The organism is Ensifer sp. ENS03, from assembly GCF_014852035.1.
GTDB lineage: Bacteria > Pseudomonadota > Alphaproteobacteria > Rhizobiales > Rhizobiaceae > Ensifer > Ensifer adhaerens.
This window is the reverse complement of sequence record NZ_JACVAV010000017.1, coordinates 62,729-81,215: the sequence shown is the minus strand read 5'-3', so window position 1 is coordinate 81,215 and position 18,487 is coordinate 62,729. Positions and strand designations below refer to the sequence as shown.

At 57.3% G+C, this 18,487-nt stretch carries 13 protein-coding genes and 1 pseudogene; 9 read left to right on the top strand and 5 right to left on the bottom strand.

All coding sequences use genetic code 11. The features are described 5' to 3' along the window. The 4 genes from IB263_RS32875 to IB263_RS32865 all read left to right on the top strand — a co-directional run. The coding region (locus tag IB263_RS32875) for an ATP-binding protein (RefSeq protein ID WP_246811155.1) at nt 1-179 on the top strand (179 nt) is incomplete at its 5' end. Then, nucleotides 175-786: a response regulator FixJ gene (gene fixJ, locus IB263_RS32870; RefSeq protein WP_192439567.1), complete on the top strand. Its 612-nt coding sequence runs from the start codon at nt 175-177 to the stop codon at nt 784-786. The genes IB263_RS32875 and fixJ, both read left to right, overlap by 5 nt. Before the next feature lie 90 nt (nt 787-876). Further along, nucleotides 877-1,218, top strand: a complete 342-nt coding sequence (locus IB263_RS34005; RefSeq protein ID WP_162728871.1) for a hypothetical protein — start codon at nt 877-879, stop codon at nt 1,216-1,218. Between the two features lie 68 nt (nt 1,219-1,286). Further along, nucleotides 1,287-1,928 (top strand): helix-turn-helix domain-containing protein, encoded by a 642-nt coding sequence (locus tag IB263_RS32865; protein ID WP_089046231.1) that lies wholly within the window; start codon nt 1,287-1,289, stop codon nt 1,926-1,928. Between the two features lie 232 nt (nt 1,929-2,160). On the opposite strand, the gene IB263_RS32860 is transcribed toward IB263_RS32865, so the two are convergent. The 3 genes from IB263_RS32860 to IB263_RS32850 all read right to left on the bottom strand — a co-directional run bounded on the left by IB263_RS32860 (nt 2,161) and on the right by IB263_RS32850 (nt 5,650). Further along, nucleotides 2,161-2,490 carry a hypothetical protein gene (locus IB263_RS32860; RefSeq protein WP_246811154.1) on the bottom strand — a complete coding sequence of 110 codons (330 nt, stop codon included), beginning with the start codon at nt 2,488-2,490 and terminating at the stop codon, nt 2,161-2,163. Between the two features lie 385 nt (nt 2,491-2,875). Continuing rightward, on the bottom strand, nt 2,876-5,023 hold the full coding sequence (gene catE / locus IB263_RS32855) for a catalase C (protein WP_110819830.1): 2,148 nt from the start codon (nt 5,021-5,023) through the stop codon (nt 2,876-2,878). Between the two features lie 117 nt (nt 5,024-5,140). Further along, complete coding sequence (locus IB263_RS32850) at nt 5,141-5,650, bottom strand: ferritin-like domain-containing protein (RefSeq protein WP_060529765.1); 510 nt, start codon at nt 5,648-5,650, stop codon at nt 5,141-5,143. Between the two features lie 479 nt (nt 5,651-6,129). Here IB263_RS32850 and IB263_RS32845 point away from each other — a divergent pair, with 479 nt between their 5' ends. The 5 genes and pseudogenes from IB263_RS32845 (at nt 6,130) to IB263_RS32825 (ending at nt 16,154) form a co-directional block, all read left to right on the top strand. Continuing rightward, nucleotides 6,130-7,293: a glycosyltransferase gene (locus IB263_RS32845; RefSeq protein WP_167550738.1), complete on the top strand. Its 1,164-nt coding sequence runs from the start codon at nt 6,130-6,132 to the stop codon at nt 7,291-7,293. A gap of 39 nt (nt 7,294-7,332) precedes the next feature. Beyond that, on the top strand, nt 7,333-9,675 hold the full coding sequence (gene glf / locus IB263_RS32840) for a UDP-galactopyranose mutase (protein WP_110819837.1): 2,343 nt from the start codon (nt 7,333-7,335) through the stop codon (nt 9,673-9,675). Between the two features lie 8 nt (nt 9,676-9,683). Beyond that, nucleotides 9,684-12,862, top strand: a pseudogene (locus IB263_RS32835) (glycosyltransferase). Then, entirely contained in the window at nt 12,859-15,174 is a 2,316-nt protein-coding gene (locus IB263_RS32830) for a glycosyltransferase family 4 protein (protein ID WP_110819831.1), read from the top strand. Before IB263_RS32835 ends, IB263_RS32830 begins: the two are co-directional and overlap by 4 nt. 86 nt (nt 15,175-15,260) lie before the next feature. Next, nucleotides 15,261-16,154, top strand: a complete 894-nt coding sequence (locus IB263_RS32825; protein WP_090428909.1) for a DUF72 domain-containing protein — start codon at nt 15,261-15,263, stop codon at nt 16,152-16,154. Between the two features lie 766 nt (nt 16,155-16,920). On the opposite strand, the gene IB263_RS32820 is transcribed toward IB263_RS32825, so the two are convergent. Continuing rightward, nucleotides 16,921-17,919, bottom strand: coding sequence for a YihY/virulence factor BrkB family protein (locus IB263_RS32820; protein WP_089046235.1), 999 nt, complete (start codon nt 17,917-17,919; stop codon nt 16,921-16,923). Between the two features lie 47 nt (nt 17,920-17,966). After that, entirely contained in the window at nt 17,967-18,257 is a 291-nt protein-coding gene (locus tag IB263_RS32815) for a hypothetical protein (RefSeq protein WP_034800005.1), read from the bottom strand. Nucleotides 18,258-18,487 lie beyond the last annotated feature (230 nt).

The window sequence follows — 18,487 nt, the reverse complement described above, 5'->3', positions numbered from 1 at the left end:
CCAACTTGTTTAAGCCGTTCACAACGACCAAGGCTGGTGGCATGGGCATTGGGTTGTCGATCTCCAAGCGCATCGTCGAGGCGCATGGTGGCGATCTAACCGTCTTCAGCGGGAGTTTGGGCGGCGCGCGCTTCAGCTTTACCTTGCCGCAATACAACGAGGAAGAAGATGCCGATTGACGACTTCACCGTGCATATTGTCGATGACGAAGAGGCGGTCAGGAAATCGCTCGCATTTATGCTGACGATGCACGGACTGGGTGTCAGGGTGCACGAGTCCGCCAGCGCCTTCCTCTCCGTTGCTCCCAATCTGCGACAAGCCGTGCTCATTACCGACATGCGCATGTCCGATCTTAGCGGACTGGATCTCATTCGCCGACTGGCCGCCCTCAAGACACCGATCCCGTCGATCATGATAACGGGGCACGGGGATGTACCGATGGCCGTTGACGCGATGAAAGCGGGAGCTGTCGACTTCATTGAAAAGCCTTTTGACGACAACACCATGGTCGAAGCGATTCGACGCGCCTCTGAGCGTCTGAGCGATGCGTCGTCGCCCATAGAGAGAGCTGAAGACATTCGGGCGCGCATCGGCACCCTCAGCGACCGCGAGCGTCAGGTTCTAACCGCGGTCGTTGCTGGACAACCGAACAAGGCGATCGCCTTTGCTCTCGACATTAGCCCGCGCACCGTTGAAGTTCACCGGGCGAACGTCATGGCGAAAATGCAGGCCCGCAGCCTACCAGAACTTGTAAGGATGTCTCTTGCAGCAGAGGCCTCAGACTAGCGCGCCATCGTGTTGATCTGGAACAAAGCAGATACTTTCCGTCTGTGCAAAGTTTGAGGAATTATCGCGCCTCGAACCCACGGAACCGCAGTGTCCAGCCCGCCACCTGTCGTCACGATTGTGAAAGACGAAGCTTTGCTCCGCTCCCTGGTCTTCGCAATGGAGGCGCATGGATACCAGGTCGAGCAGTTCGGGTCATGGATAGCAGCAAAAGAACGGAGCTCCGTCGAGGAAATCCTGGTCCTTGACGGATCACTGCCGGCGACGGACATCGAAGCATGCTTGGCGCTGGCGGCCGGCAAGCGAGTGGTATTGCTTGCAGATGAAGACATTGACCGGGTGAGGCCGGGCCGGAACATTCTCGTCCTTCACAAGCCTCTCTCCGGTTCTGACGTAATCGCCGCCTTGGCCGCACTACGTAGTAACGCGTAGTGGAACGAACGAATTTCGCACGCGGCCATGCTTCGTCATGATCTGACCGTCAACAAAGGGTCGGTCCCATGTACGCTTCTACCGCTTCCATCCCCTCCTTCAGCTTCAATGCCGCCGTAGCCCTTGATGGTCGTTCGTTTGCTCGGCCTCGCGCAATCTCATTCTACGGGGCAGAAACTGAAATCTATGCCCAGGGAGAGGTGGCGGGTACGCTCTATCGGATCGAGTATGGAGCTGTTCGGATCTTCCGTCTGCTCGCCGACGGCCGCAGGCAGGTGGTTGCGTTTCACGTTGCCGGAGAGACCTTCGGTTTCGAAGCGCGGACCATGCGCAGCTTCTTCGCTGAAAGCATCGCCCCTACGGGTTTGACAATCCTAACCTTCGAAGAACGAGGCCGCTGTTCTTCAGAGTTAATGGCTCTGGCGCTTGAGTGCATGGTGCGGGCGCAGGAGCATCTTTTGGTCGTCGGAAAGCAGAGCGCGCTTGAAAAAGTGGCCGTCTTCCTCGTTGACCTTTTCGAACGTCAAGGCGCAAACGGCACGATCGACCTTCCAATGACCCGGACAGACATCGGCGACTATCTTGGGCTGACGATCGAGACTGTTTCACGAAGCTTCTCTAAGCTGCGATCCATGGGGGTGATTCGACTCAAAAGCGCACGCGCGGTCGAGGTATTGAACCTCACAAAGCTACGACTGATGAGCGAATAGGCGGTTCATCGGGATCGCGGCCGCGATACACCCGCTTTTGGGGCGAACAAGACTGCCAACGCAGACCGAACGCGGTGTCGCAAGGGCCTACGCAGTTATCGAGCAGCAGTTCGAGACCGGCTTCAACCGGCTTGTCAAGGAAGGCAGTCCTCTATCCCTGCGCCTTGAAAGCGTGCGTCCGCGATCAAACCTTCCCCTGCGAACCGCGGCGTCGAAATTAAAGTCCGACAAATCAGAAGCCGAGTTTCAGGTCGGGGTTGACGGTACGGCGGATCTTGCGAAAAGCGGATCCGAAATCGTCGTCAAGCGCTACGGCTGCCAAAGCGAACTCGGTCATATCGCTTTCGATGCCGGTGTGCTTGTTGGCTTGTTCGATAAGAGCGGTGCTGATCCTACCGCCGCTCTTTCTGCTCTTTTCGCCCAGCAGGCCGGAATGCTCAGCCGCTTTCATGGACCGCATCAATCTGCTGCTACAAGTGAACTTGCCGACCTTCGCACAGCGCACGCGCTTTGCACGCAGCGTTGCCCCTGGCTGTTCTCCCGTTCCACTGTGCTTTCCCATGACAGGCCTCGTGTCTGACAAATCTAGATTTCGTCTAACACAGAGTGGCTCCTCCTCGATATCAAGCCAGAGCTATGTAGCTGTGGTGTGGCTCTGCGACCCACACCACACACAAAGCCACTGGCCGAGTTTCCGGACTCGTCGAAGCGGCCTCTGAGCTGTGAATCGTTCGCTCTGGAACGCTGAGAAAATGCGCGGGTCGCGCGTGAGTCCGAAGTGGCACTTCCCTGCTGTCGGCCTCTGCTCGGTCAACCACGGGATGCGATTGCGCGAGCTTCGGAAGCATCACCGCAACGGCTCCAGTCCACAGCGACGAATCGTTTGATCCACGCCACCACCATCCACGGCCAAGGTCCCGTGTTTGGCGCGCGGGATCTCAGCGAGCCTAGTCTGGAGGCGACGACGCTTTACCCAGCTTCACCGACGGTTCTCGGGCCCAGACGCGCAGCTTGCCGAGCGTCGAGACGAAATCGGATATTCCCTTTTCGCCTGGAAGCTCGATTGTACCCTCATCGAGGCCATCGGCGATCCCGGCTTTTTCGATCAACGGCATCGCCGAGGGGTCGTAGCCGATGAACTTGCAATGCTGGAAGGCGTCCGCCACGAAATCGCGGGCGGTGGCTTCCTTTACGAGGTCGTCGATGGCGTCAGCCGAAGTCAGCAGGACGACGGCGTCAAACAGCACGGAGGGACCGCCATCGATCATGTGATGTGCTTCTATCCAGGTCCCGTCCGAGGCCGTAGCGCCCCCGACCTTCGGAGCGACAAGTTCGCAGGCCCCCTTTTCCTTGGCGACCGCCGCGGTCAGGCCGTTTAACAACGCTGCATCCAGACCGTCGGTGATCAGGATGCCGAGCTTGCGGCCCTCGAAGCGTTTCGGTCCGCGTTCCACGATGCTGAGCGCTGGGGACGGTTCAAGATCCTGCCGGGTTGGCATCGCCGCATCAGCCGGGCTTGGCATCGAATGGAAGCCGAGCTTCTGGGCAACGGCGGTTGCTAGCGTTTCGTCGATATTGAGGAGATGGGACACCATCCGTTCGCGGATAGCCGGCGTTTCGACCTTGCTCAGCTCGAATGTCAGCGCGGCCGCTATGTGGCGTTGCTCGGGAGCGGTCTGGCTAATGTAGAATTGGCGAGCCTGGCTGTAGTGGTCGGCAAAGCTCTCCGGCCGTAGCCGCGCCTTCGTCCCTGTCTCTTCGGCGGGGAAATGCCGGTAGCCGCTCATCGGCGATTCCCGTGGCCCCTCCGCAAAGGAGTTCGGCTGGTAGTTCACTCTACCGATCGGATTGCGCATAGCCATGTGGCCGTCCTGCTGGAAATGCGCGAAGGGACACTTCGGCGCATTAATCGGAAGATGGGTAAAATTGGGACTGCCGAGACGTTTCAGCTGCGTATCGAGATAGGAGAAGTTACGCCCCTGTAGGAGAGGATCGTTACTGAAATCGATGCCAGGCGGAACGTTCTGCGTCATGAATGCTACCTGCTCGGTCTCGGCAAAGAAGTTGTCCGGCATGCGATCAAGGACGAGCCGTCCAATCGGCTGGGGCGCCAGGACCTCCTCGGGAATGATTTTCGTCGGATCAAGCACGTCGAAATCAAAGCTGTCTGCAAATTCCTGATCGAAAAGCTGAACCTGCAATTCCCATTCCGGGAAATTGCCCGACTGTATTGCCTGCCAAAGATCGCGGCGGTGAAAATCCGGGTCGGCGCCATTGATCTTCACCGCCTCGTTCCAGGCTACCGACTGGAGGCCCAGCTTCGGCTTCCAGTGAAACTTAACGAAGGTCGACTCGTCCTTTGCATTGACGAGGCGGAAGGTGTGAACGCCAAACCCTTCCATGAACCGGAACGAGCGGGGGATCGCGCGATCCGACATCACCCACATGATCATGTGCATGCTTTCCGGCGTGAGGCTGATGAAGTCCCAGAATGTATCGTGGGCAGATTGCGCCTGGGGAAAGGCGCGGTCCGGCTCCGGCTTCACCGCGTGAATAATATCGGGAAACTTGATTGCATCCTGGATGAAGAAGACAGGAATGTTATTGCCTACCAGGTCCCAGTTGCCCTCCTTGGTGTAGATTTTTACCGCGAAACCGCGGACGTCGCGGGCAAGATCAAACGACCCCTTGCTGCCGGCAACTGTGGAAAAGCGGACGAACGCCGGTGTCTTCTCACCTGCTCGCTGAAAAACATCAGCCCGGGTATAGGCGGCGAGCGACTCGTAGGTTTCGAAATAGCCGTGCGCTCCATAGCCTCGAGCGTGGACTACCCGCTCGGGGATGCGCTCATGGTCAAAGTGGAAAATCTTTTCACGGAAATGAAAGTCGTCAATCACAAGCGGACCGCGTGGCCCAACGCGCAGGGAGTTTTGGTCGTCGGCAACGGGGCCGCCCTGAGCGGTGGTCAGGACGGGCGTATCGTCTTCCGCGATCTGGTGAAGCTCGCCTCCTTCCCCGCGGCGCACCTTTTGATCATGGATCGTCACAGTTTCCCGCTGCTTCAAGGTCGACTTTTCTTGAGATTTCTTGGCCATGGGGCGAACTCCGTTGTTTCGAATTGATTGGCCGGGGGACTACGCGGAGAGTGCGCACTTGCCTGTGCCGGAATGAAAAAGCCGCCGTTCACGGCGGCTTCTCCATGTCGAGTTGGACTACTCGGCGGCCTGCTTGGAAGCCTTTAAGTTTGCCGCAGCTTCGCCCAGTGCCGTCAGCTTTTGATCGGTGGCGATCTCCTCCTGGAGATTGGCGTCGAGCAGTGGAACGGCTTTATCGAGACCAAGCTGGGCGGCCCACGATTTGAGCGTCCCATAGCGGGCAATTTCATAGTGTTCGACCGCCTGGGCCGACGAGATGAGGCCGGCATCGAGGGCGGGACTGTCACGGTACTCTTCCATGATTTCTTCGCCTTCGGCGAGGATGCCTTGGATGGCTTCACATGTCTTACCCCGCAGAGGTTTTCCGATAATCTCAAAAACCTGCCCCAGCCGCTCGATTTGACCTTCGGTCTCGTCCCGGTGCTTGAGGAAGCCAGCTTTGCCTTCTTCAGACCGCGCAGCCCGTGCCATCTTTGGGAGCGCCTTGAGGATTTGCTTTTCCGCGAAATAGATGTCCATGAGGGTATCGTGGAAGAGATCGCTCAGGACTTTCGTCTTCGTAGCCATTTGGTGGCCTTTCTCTCATTTCGAGTTGAACTACATCAGTTCACTCTTTGAACAGTTCACAGGTGAGGGTCACCAAGTCATCAATCCGCATGACCTCAGACCACACCAAACGTTGTGGCGCCGGCTATGTTCCGGTTTCTGTGAAAAGGAGCGTCGAAAACTCGCAGTGCCAAAGATCGGCGACGCAGTGAACTCCTTCTTTCTTTCTGCAGGATGCCTTTTTCCTTCTGACGATCCCGTGTTCAGGGACGTTTGAAGTTCGGCTTTCGTGAGCAGAATCGGCGCCACCAATGGGAACTCGATTGACACCGGTGGTCCTGAATAGATGGGTTGGGAAATTTAAGTTGGCCAAAACTGGAACAAACAGTGTGCTCGGCGGTTCCAAGCCGAGACTATTAGATTCCTGACAAATACAACTCCGTTTCCCCAAACGCGGTGGTCGTCAAGACGTTCGCGACTGTAGATGTGCGAAGTGAGTAATGCGAAAGATTGTCGTCATCAGTGATTTCCAGGACGGCTGGCCACCGGTTTCAACAGTCCCGACTAAGTCAGAGCGCTTGGCGGCCTGGGCATCGACTTTCGCGGATGATTTGGCTGCTCGGCCAACCGCAGAAGACAATGTCGAGGTAAAGGGTAGCTATCTCGAACGAATGCCAATTGCCTGCGTAGCCGATGGCCTAGTCGATCGGGCGGAGATCTGGAGCCATTGGCTGGCCAGCGGCCCCCCACCAACGGTAAGAGAAAGTTCCTTCCTGACACGGCGCTCGTTCCACCTCGACGGTAACACCCCTCCGTTTTCGTCGGACGACATGCTTGCTCATATCGAGATCTATGGCGCTCCGGATATTCTCTGTGTCTGGGGCCTAGGGGTCGATGAGGAAATCCTGCAGGCTTGTCGAAACAGCTTCAAAATCTATAACTCGATCGACGCGCCGGCGTTGCGGGTCCCTTTCGCCACGAGCCGCCACTTCGATCTGATCCTGACCGGATCAGAAGAACAGAGCCGCGAGGTCGAGGCGTGTCACCCGGGCAAACGCACCGCGGTCCTTCCGATCGGTCCGGAATTTGCAGCACCGTCGATGTTCTACCCAATCGAGGGGGCCAAGCCTTACGACATAATTTATGTAGCCGCCGCGCAAGCCTATAAGCGTCACGATGTCCTGTTTCACGCGCTCGCCAAGATGCCGAAGTCCGTGCGCGCACTTTGCGTTTTCGGCTACGGCGATCGATCGGATCAGTTGCGTCAACACGCGGCGGAATTGCAGATTGATGTCGACTTTGTCGGACCTCCAGGCGTCTCCTTCGCGGAGGTCAACAGGTTGATGAATCTCGCTCGCATGGGCGTGGTGTGCGGGGTCGATGACGGGGCCCCGGCGGTCCTCACCGAATACATGCTCGCAGGTTTGCCTGTACTTGCCAACGCCGAACTGCGATGCGGCCAGCAATACATAACCCCGCAGACCGGCGCGACCGCAACCTCGGACGAGTTTCATATTGCTATTGCCCAGATGTTGTCGCGGCTTACCGACTTTAGTCCGCGCGACGCAGTCCTCCGATCTTGGACTTGGCCACACTCCATCAAGAAACTTCGCCAGCTCATTCGAGCCGAACAGTCAGCAAACAAGGAGGCGCGCGTCAATTGAAGTTGTTCGGGCCTACGAACATCTCAGCGCGGAATGAGTATGGATGTTCTAACCGCAGATCTGAAGAAAAAAGAGAGTTCTTCTAATGCTCGCGCGCCGGTGATTTGTTTTTCACACCTGCGGTGGGATTATGTCGTGCAGCGGCCACAACACCTCATGAAGCGGTTTGCTCGCGACCGACACGTCTACTTCTTTGAAGAGTTTATTCCGACAGACCACCATCTGGCCTATCTGGAAATCCATCCTTTCGCGGGCACGACCGTAAAATCCGTTAGGCCCCGAATTCCCAGGGAATGGACCGAGGCACAACGAAACACGGGTTTGGCCGGATTGCTCGACGAGCTTCTGGACCTTGTTGGTCATCCCAAGCCAGTCCTGTGGTTCTACACACCAATGATGTTTCCATTTGCCCGGCATGTCGATGCGGCCGCAATTGTTTATGATTGCATGGACGAACTTGCCAACTTCAGATTCGCGCCGGCAAATATGGTGAAACTGGAGCGTGAGCTGATGCATCGGGCTGATGTGGTCTTCACAGGTGGCCATAGCCTCTACGACGCCAAGCGCCTCCTGCATGACAACATTCATCCCTTTCCCTCCAGCGTGGATGTGGGGCACTTTCGGTCGGCACGAACGGTGCCGATCAGCCCACCGGACCAAGCGGATCTTGCTGGCCCTGTCCTCGGTTTTTGCGGAGTCATCGATGAGCGTCTTGATCTGGAACTGATAAGCGTCTTGGCGGCACGACGGCCGTCCTGGTCAATCGTTCTCATTGGTCCGGTGGCCAAGATCAGGGAGGAGGATCTTCCTCGCGCACCCAACATCCACTACCTCGGCCAGAAGGACTACAAGGTCCTGCCTGCCTATTTCTCTGGGTGGAACGTGGCTCTAATGCCGTTTGCCATGAATGAGGCCACCCGGTTTATCAGCCCGACAAAGACCCCGGAATACCTGGCAGCCGGGCTTGCCGTGGTCACTACGCCGGTTGTCGACGTCGTGCGTCAATACAAAGACATCAGCGGGGTCTTCTTTGCATCCGATGCGAGCGAATTCGTTGAGGCATGCGAAGCCGCAATGAAATTAAAGCCCCGGTCAGGAAAATGGCTGAAAGGCGTCGATGAATTTCTGTCGACGGTCTCATGGGATGAGACTCACCGGAAAATGGACGGATTGGTGCAGGAAGCGGCTGAAACAAATCTGCGCTCGATATCGCCCATTTCGCGAAAACCGGCAAAAATGAGATCTAGGCGCCGTGCTTATGATTTTTTGATTGTCGGCGCCGGTTTTGCTGGGGCAGTCCTTGCCGAGAGGCTGGCAAACAAAGGCAAGCACAATGTGCTCGTCTGCGATCGGCGATCCCACATCGCAGGCAATGCGTACGATTTCTACAACGAACATGGCGTTCTTGTTCACAAATATGGCCCGCACATCTTCCACACCAACAGCGAAATGATCTTCGACTATCTTTCGCGCTTTACCGCGTGGAGGCCATACGAACATCGCGTGCTTGCTGATGTAGAGGGCAAGCTCTTGCCGATACCGATCAATCGCACAACCCTCAATGGGCTGTACGGACTTGATTTGAAGGACGACGACGCGGCTGCCCAGTACCTCGCCTCCAAGGCGGAGCCGATGGACCGGGTGCGCACTTCGAAGGACGTCGTTATCGCGCAGGTCGGATTGGATTTGTACCGGACATTTTTCGAGGGCTATACGCGCAAGCAATGGGGACTGGATCCTTCTCAACTCGACAAGGCAGTTACCGCCCGCATTCCTACTCGCACGAACACCGACGATCGCTACTTCCAGGACACCTTCCAGGCGATGCCAAAGGAGGGCTACACGAAGATGTTTGAGAATATGCTGGATAGCGATCGCATCGATATTCGGCTCAACACCGACTTTAGAGATGTCCGGGATGAGTTCCCCGGCACGCATATCATCTTCACCGGACCGATCGACGAGTTCTTCAACTATCAGTATGGTCGGCTTCCTTACCGGTGCCTGCGGTTCGAACACACGACCTACGACCAGCGGCGAATTTTGCCCGTCGGGGTCGTAAATTTTCCCTCTGAAGAGATTCCTTACACGAGAGTGACCGAATTCAAGCACATCACCGGGCAAGTCCATCCCAAGACGAGTGTGTGTCACGAGTACGCGTGTTCAGCCGGAGACCCTTACTATCCGATCCCAAGGCCCGAAAATCAGGAGCTCTACAACCAGTACGCGCTTCTTGCTCGCTCGCGCAGCGATGTGACCTTCGTCGGACGACTGGCGAGCTACCGCTACTACAACATGGACCAGGTTGTGGGTCAGGCACTTTCGACTTTCAAGCGATTTGCGGCCAGGGACACGGCGGACCATAGCTTGGGTGTTCGATGAGCCCTCTCATGAAGCCAAAACAAAAGCTCGTCCTTGCGACCGATAGCTGCGATGCATCGGGCATGGGTGCCCACATGCTTATTCTCGGCGAGGGGTTGAGCGAACGCTTTGAAGTTACGATGGTGATGCCGCGAGGATGCGAGGGCAACCTTGCTTCGAAAGCCTTCGCACTCGGCTTGGCGGTCAAAGAGTTCGACGACATCGTCGAGTGCGGCTTGTGGCTGAAATCGGTCGATGCCGATCTTATTCATGTTCACGCAGGCATCGGCTGGGAAGGCCATGGGCTCGCACACGCCGGAAAAGTCGCAGGTGTTCCGGTTATCAGAACGGAGCATTTGCCGTTTCTCCTCACCGAAGGAGAACAGAAGGCGGCGTTCTGCGAGGGCCTTGGCTTCGTCGAGCGACTGGTTGTCGTCTCCCCCGCGGCGCGGTCGACTTTCCCGAGTGAGAGCGTCGATCCAAACAAGATCAAGGTTGTCCGAAACGGAATTCCACCGCTTCGCGATGGCATCGAGGTGCGGTCTGAGTGGGGTTCCCAACGATCAAACACCCTTATATCGGTTGCGCGCTTCACACGGCAGAAGGACCACCTGACCTTGGTCAGAGCGATGCCTCGCGTCCTGCAACAATTCCCCAATGCTGTGCTGCTACTGGTCGGTACCGGTCCTGAAGTCGGCAATGTGAAGGATTTGGTCGCAGAGCTCGGACTTGAACGCGCTGTGTTGTTTGCAGGGCAGCGCAACGACATAGCCTCGCTGCTGGCATCGGCGGACGTTTTCGTTCTCTCATCGCTGTTCGAAGGGCTGCCGCTGGTGGTTCTTGAGGCGATGTCGGTGGGGGTCCCTGTCGTTGCGACAGCGATCGGAGGCACGATTGACGCTCTTGGAGACGAGCATCCCTTCCTTGTCGAGCCCAGCAATCCGGAAGGGCTTGCTGAGGGGATTATCTCCGTCCTAGCCGATCCGGCAGGGGCAGCTCGCACGGGAGAGGCGCAGCGACGAAGGTTCAAGCAACAATTCACCGCAGCCCGGATGGTCGAGGAGACCGCAGAAATCTACCGATCCGTTCTCCATTCAGCGGTCGCCAACGAAAGAGAGCATCGAACCATGAAACGCACGCGCATCGGTTTTATTGGAGTGGGCGGGATCGCGTCCCGCCATCTCGATATTTTGGCGGAATTCGACGACGTGCAACTCGTCGGCTTTGCCGATCCCGCCATCGAACGGGCCCAGCATGCGGCAGGCCGATTTGGCGCCAGAGCCTTTACTTCCTCTGCCCGGATGCTGGGCGAACTGGAACTGGATGCCGCCTATATCTGTGTCCCCCCATTTGCGCATGGCGATGTCGAGCGAGAGCTCATTTCGGCTCGAATTCCATTTTTTGTCGAGAAGCCAATCAGCCTGCATCTCGATCTTGCCAGGGAGCTCGCCGCGGGCATTGCTGCGGCCGGCCTGATTACCGCGGTGGGCTATCACTGGCGATACCTCGACACCGTCGAGGAAGCGCGCCGATGCCTGGCTGAGAACCCTGCGCAACTTGTTTCGGGCTACTGGCTCGATCAGACTCCACCCCCGAAGTGGTGGTGGAAAAAGGAGACATCAGGCGGGCAAACCGTCGAACAGACGACCCATATCGTCGATCTCGCCCGTTATCTTGTCGGCGATATCGTCCGGGTATTCGGCCAGACGACGCATAGAAAAAGGGATGACTTTCCTGATCTCGATGTTGCCACTTCGAGCACGGCCAGCTTTTTATTCGCAACAGGTGCAATCGGAAACATTGCGTCCACGTGTGCCTTGAAGTGGGGGCATCACATGGGATTGAACCTCTTTGCCGATGGCTTGGCGATTGAACTGACAGACCATGACATCATGGTGGATGTCGGGGCGGGGAGGCCGGTGCGCCGGGCCGACGGAGACCCGGTGCGGCTGGAAGATCGCGACTTCGTCGATGCGGTGCGGGGCCGCGAAAATCGCATTCGTTGCCCTTACCATGAGGCGCTCGCGACCCACCGCATTGCTTTAGCTCTGAGCAAGTCTGCCGAAACCGGTCAGCCCATCGACCTCCACAACTTTTAGGAATTGTGCCGATGTTCAGCCGCACCATAAGATCCCTCGGCGTCGAGCGCCCTGGCAAAATGTACTTCCTGGAATATGAGGAAGAGGCGCCAGCCGACGGTCACGTACAGCTCGACACACTCTTTACCGGGTTTTCGGCCGGGACCGAGTTAACGTTCCTCAAAAACACCAACCCCTACTTTCACTCGCGCTTCGACCGCGAGCGGGGGGTTTTCATAGCGAACGAACCTGACCTGACATATCCCGTCCCCTTTCTAGGCTACATGGAGGTGGCACGGGTCGCAGACACAAACGCCGCCGGCTACGCAACAAACGATATCGTCGCTGCAACCTACGCCCACAAGACCGGCCATGTAGCCGACCCGTTTTGCGACCTTCTCGTCCCACTTCCCACCACGATCGATCCGTTGCTTGGCATCTTCGTCGCACAAATGGGCCCGATAGCTGCCAATGGCATTCTCCATGCCGATGCCGATGCGTTCGGAACGGCACTGCCCTTCCTGGGGTGCGGTGTCATCGGTCGACGCGTATTGGTTATCGGAGCTGGGACCGTAGGCTTGCTCACAGCGCTCTTTGCCAAGACCCTTGGCGCTTGCCAGGTCCTCGTCGCGGATCCGTCACAGTTCCGCCGAGAAAAGGCAGAGGCGATGGGCATTCAGGCAATGTCAGAGGAACACGCCTGGCAACACGTGAAGACGCACTGGCACGACGGCGCTGCAAGCCGCGGAGCCGATATCGTGTTTCAGACCCGGGCCCATTCGGAAAGCCTTAACGTCGCACTCAAGGCCGTACGACCCCAGGGGAGCGTGATTGACCTGGCATTTTATCAGGGTGGAGCTGACAGGCTGAGATTGGGTGAGGAGTTTCACCACAATGGCCTTAACATACGCTGCGCGCAGATCAATCGTGTTCCACGCGGTCTTTCATCGCATTGGAGCCAACGCCGGCTTGCGGGCGAAACGATCGACCTGTTGGCCCGTGAGGGCGAACTGATCAAACAGCACATGATCACCCATGTGATCCCCTTCGAGGATGCTCCGGAGTTTCTTTCGGATCTGCTGCAGCGGAGGTTTGAGTTCTTGCAGATCGTCTTCAAGGTGGGGCCATGACGGGATCATGCCGCCCCAAGACCGTCCTCTTCGTCTTCGGCTGGTTGGTGGTGGGAGGAGAGGAAACCGAGGTTCGTCTTCTTGCGGCCAATATCGACCGTTCGCGCTACAAAATCGATGTGGTCGCATGCTTGCACAAGGACGGCATGCCCGCGCAGACGCATCAGCAGCTGCGGGCTTTGGGCATCGAAGTGGACACTGCGCCCTATTCCATGTCGCTCGAAGAGACCGTTGCCTATCTCGCCGACAAAATTCCTTCTTATGACGTGGTGGTTTCATGTCAAAATGTTGCAGACATTTACCCGGCACTTGAACGGCTGCACATTCGCCCGCCGTTGATCGAGCATGGTGGCCTGGTCCTGGAAGCTTTGAGCGGACCGAAACATTTGACCAGTCGCTATGTGGGTGTCTGTCGATCCATTCGCGACGCCGCCGCGTCTCGAATGCCTGGGCGGGAATGTGATGCCCGAGAGATCCCATCTATGGTCGATCTCAAGGAGTTCGAGCCGAGCCGGCGGTCTGCAACGCGCCGGCAACTCGGCATCTACGACGACACGATCCTGGTCGGCTGGGTCGGGCGTCTTGATGCAAAAAAGAATGTCGAGACCTTCATCGAGGCGGCCGCGATTATTCACGCACAAGATCACACCATGCGCTTTGTGATCGTGGGAGGACCAGATGCATTCATGCCCGAATATGCGCAGCATCTGAAGGCTCTGTGTAGCAAGCTTGGATTGGATGCCGTCTTGAGCTTCCTGGGTGACCGGGTCGACGTCGCGGACCTGCTTGCAGCGTTCGACGTGTTCGTCTGGCTTTCGCGGGATGAGGGCATGCCCCATGTCATTTCTGAGGCTGGGGCCGCCTGCCTTCCGGTCATTGCAACGGCCGACAACGGTTCACGACAACAGATCAAACACGGCCTTTCTGGCTATTTTGTCGGACATGACGATCCACTAGCAGTGGCAGAGGCCGTCACAATGCTTGCCGGATCGCCGGAGTTGCGCGCCAGCTTCGGTCTACAGTTGCGTTTGCATGTAGAGAAGACTTACAGCGTCGAAGCGGTGGTTCCGCAGTGGCAGGCGCTTTTTGACGAAGTCCTTGAGGAAAGGACGCCGTGCGCTCCGACCGGACTGTTCCAGTCTTTCTTCCAAGGAGGCTTTGAATGTTCCACCCACCGCGTCCGACCAAGGGATGGGGTGGGTCGGGGTCGGCGCCTGGATATGATAGCCTCGATAAAACACGAACAATATGCGGAAAATGATTACCGTCAGCTGGCGAGCCATCATATCCGCAGCGTACGGGATGGTTTTCGCTGGCATCTGGTCGAGCAACTGCCCGGAACATATGACTGGAGCAGTGTTTTACCGTTAATGCGCGCAGCGCGCACCACCGGAACGCAGGTCATCTGGGATCTTATGCACTACGGCTGGCCCGATGATATCGATATATGGTCGCCTGAATTTGTGAGACGGTTTGCGCGTTTTGCGGGGGCTGCCGCAAAACTCCTGCGAAGCGAAATCGCGGCCCCGCCGTTCTTCGTGCCTGTCAACGAAATCTCTTTCTTTTCATGGGCGGGTGGAGATGCTGCTTACCTCAACCCTTGGGCAGGGCGCAGGGGCTTTGAGCTCAAGGTGCAGCTTGCGCGCGCCTCGATCGCGGCGATGGATGCTATTCTTGAGGTCGAGCCTCGGGCCCGATTTGTCCACTGCGAGCCGGCCATCAATGTTTTGGCCGATCCCGAGCGACCAGGCGATCGACTTGCTGCTGAAGGCCATCGATTGGCACAATACCAAGCCTGGGACATGATTTCGGGACGCTTGTGGCCCCAGTTGGGAGGCGCGGAAAAGTATCTCGATATCATCGGCGTCAACTACTACCACAACAACCAGTGGATCCACGGCGGCCCGACGATCGACGTCGAACACCCTCTCTACAAACCATTGCGCAAAATTCTTGTCGAAACCTACGCTCGATATGGCAGGCCAATGCTGATCGCAGAGACGGGTACTGAAGGCGATCGCCGGTCCGATTGGCTGGCATATGTCGGCGAAGAAGTCAGGGCTGCTATGATGTGGGGAGTGCCTATAGAGGCAGTATGTCTTTATCCTATTGCCAATCATGCGGGCTGGGATGACGGTCGCCCTTGCGACAATGGCCTTTTGTCAGCTGAACCAACGCCACCTCTTCGCAATGTTTACAGGCCGTTGGCGGATCAGTTGTTCCATCAGGTCAAAACGATCGAGGCATTTCTTCAAGAAATCGCAAACAAACATGATGCTCCGCCCCGGAGTTCGCGTGCTTCACGGATGTAATGGCGCAAAGATGGATAGGTGTTTGGAAAGCAGGGACCAAATCCCGTCTCGAGACTTTCTGACCAGGGAAAACGGCGGATTGTCAGATGGTGGAGCGCTCTTCGGAAGAACTCGCAGAACGTCGCGCCCGTCGCGCGCAGCGCCGACAGAGGCAGCGGCTTGCGAATATAGGCCGGGCCGAAAAGATGCATGCGTTGAGATTGGCGCTGGGGACGAATGGAGGCGCGCTCACCATTCCGCGGGACCTGTTACACGGCCTCCATATCGGCTGCTCGGGTTGGTACTATTGGCACTGGAAAGGACAGCTTTATCCGGCAGATATTCCTTCGAGCAAGTGGTTTCCCATCTATGCCCAGCAGTTCCAAACGGTGGAGCTCAATGCGCCCTTTTATTCATGGCCGACGATCGCCGCGGTGAGGAATTGGCTGCGACAAGCAGGACCGAATTTTGTTTACACGGTCAAAGTCTGTGAGCTCATTACCCACGTCAGGCGCTTCGACGACACCAGCACCTTGGTCAAGGACTTTGGCTACATAGCCGACGTTCTCGGCCCCCAGATGGGCTGCTTTCTGTTTCAATTGCCTCCAAGCGTCCGTTACTCCGCCGAGATGTTGCACACCATACTGGCTCAGCTTGACCCTTCCCGTCGAAACGTTGTGGAGTTCCGCCACAAGAGTTGGTGGAATGACGACGTCTTCGACGCTTTTGAGAAAAATGGAACTATTTTCTGCTCCTGCAGTGGCCCTCGGCTGCCCGACGCCCTCGTGAAGACTTGCGATGACATCTATGTGCGGTTTCACGGGCCATATCAATGGTATAGGCACGATTACAGTGACGCCGAACTGAGGATATGGGCGGAACGCATCCGCCGAAGCGGAGCGAAAACGGTCTGGGCTTACTTCAACAATGATCGTGATGGTCATGCGATCAAGAATGCCAAGCGCCTGTCGGAGCTGCTGCTCGAGTGGGCTCCCCTTTGATCAGATTTTGCCTATAGCCCTATCTGGCTCGCCATCTCTATCGGAAACATTGAAGGGCCGCCGTGCGACCCCCCTTCACCATCTGGGACTATATGGCCTGCATTTTGGGGTCGAGCGGTGAGCTCCACCAGGACCTCCCGCCCGGGGCCTCCGACAATTGCCGTTCGTAGCAATGAGGCAGTTGACCGCCCCTGCGGGCATTCACTCAGCGCCTGAGATCGGCGCCGGGAAGGAGCTTGATCGAATTGGCACGACGGAAAAGGCCGACAAAAGAGCGAGGTTCGCAGATGCGCCAGGATCTACTGAGCAGGCGCGCCGCGGCGGCTTGCGTCTGCCGGGTATGCGCTAGTGCATCGGCCTCACGAAGCAGGAGTTTGCGAACTCTCGGGCTTAGTCGCAGACCGGCCGCGGAAATCGAAGGGCACAGCTAACCCGACGTTGGTGTCGCTGGACCGGCCATTCGGCAGTTCACCCTGGACTTGTGCACGCTCTTCCCGGAGGGCGGATGACCTGGGAGATCGCGCATGGAATTCATAGCGATAAGCGAACGCGATCTGCCGCGGCTTGAGGTTTCGTCGAAGTGCGAACGCCGAGCGCACTGGTGTCGGTGGCACGAGAACGGAGCCGAGCACGCGCCACAACGTCGGTCGTTGGAGCGTTTCTTGCTGACGGTGCGCACACCAGACCTTCAGAGTGATCGGCTCATTCGGGTCTGCAGATCCCCCGCCTCGGAGAGCGGTGCGCGAACCGACGTGGCTTTACGCGCCTAGTCGGCAGCTTTGCCGAGTGTGTCAGCAACGTAGGCGCCGCGTTCACCCATCGGGAGCGGTATACCGGTGGTGGAGTCGACGACTGTCTGGTGTTCGAGCTCCGCGTTAATCAGAGCACCTATGATGAGGATAACCGTCGAAATCCATACCCACATCATGAAACCCACTAGCGCGCCGAGAGCGCCGTAAGTCGCGTTGTAGTTCGCGAAATTCTGCAAATAGAAGGAAAAGAGCCATGAGGCGGCGAGCCACATAAACGTGCTGAATATGACACCCCAATTGAGCCACCGTAGCTTCGCCCGCTCGCGGCTCGGCCCGTACCGGTAGATCGAGGCCGTGCCGATAGCGACGAGGAAGAGGATCATCGGCCACCGCACCGTCCTCGTCAGGATTTCAGTCCACCGATCGAGCCACAGATACGCCAGCAAGGCGGGAATGACGCCGATAGCCACGATCAGGACCACCGCAAAAAGCAACCCGGCGAACGTGAATGCGAGACAAAGCAGCGTCCGGGTGACGAATGTCCTCTTCTCAGTTTCGCCATAGGCGACGTTCATGGCATCAAAAAGCGCCGAAATGCCATTGGCAGAACTCCAGAGCGAGATGAACAGGCCGCTGACGAAACCGAAACTAAGCGTTGTCGTCTTCTGGGAGGTCAAAGATTTCAACTGGTCCGAAATCAGAGCGTAAGACCCGGGTGGCAACAGATCGTCCAGCACGCTCATATGGGTTCCGATGTCGATGGGATCGGCGATGAAGCCGTAAAAGGACACGAGGGCAGCAAGAGCGGGAAAGAGTGCCAACAGAAGATAGAAACTCACCCCCGCCGCGATCAGGAAAACACGCTCCTCGAACATTTCTGAAACAACACGCCAAAAGACATCGCGAATGCCTTTCGGCGGTATCTCTTCAGGCGTTGAAGCATTTCGCCCCCTGCCCGGTTCCACGGCTTCCCTTGACTTCGTCACATCGACCTCTTGCCGCTTAAAAGTTATCGCCTCTGCGATTTCTTCGTCCGTCAATCTACGGATGCCAAGCCCCCTTAATCGTCATCGAAAAAATCAAATGTCTGCCTGCGTCGGGAGACAAGACGAAGAGAGCGATCCGGCTGAATGACATAGATCTCAGAAACGCGCCGACCGAATTGGTCTCGAAACTCGTGTGGCACGATGCTGCCTACAGGTGCTTTCGTCAGCTTGGTGCGAGGCTGGCCGCGATAGGTGATGCTACCGGGTATCGGTTCTAAGTTTGGCGAGAAGCCGTAAGTCGCGACGCCAGCGGTGCATCCGCCGAGCGAAACGCTGACAATGACCGCGGCAACTGAATTCCGCATCGTCTTTTTCCTTGATCTGGGCAGGCGGGCTTCATCGCTCGACTGGCATTGGCCGCAAATCCGATAAGCGCGCTAAAAGACGGAAAGTTCCAATCGGCCCCGGACAAGTATCCCAAGCCTATGTGATGGAGTACCTCGCGCGCCGCTTTTTGATTCGTTGATTCCCATAACTGGCTCCTCTCTCAGGCCAAAACCGGCGAGAAGCTTGAACGTTCCGCAGGGCGCTCGTC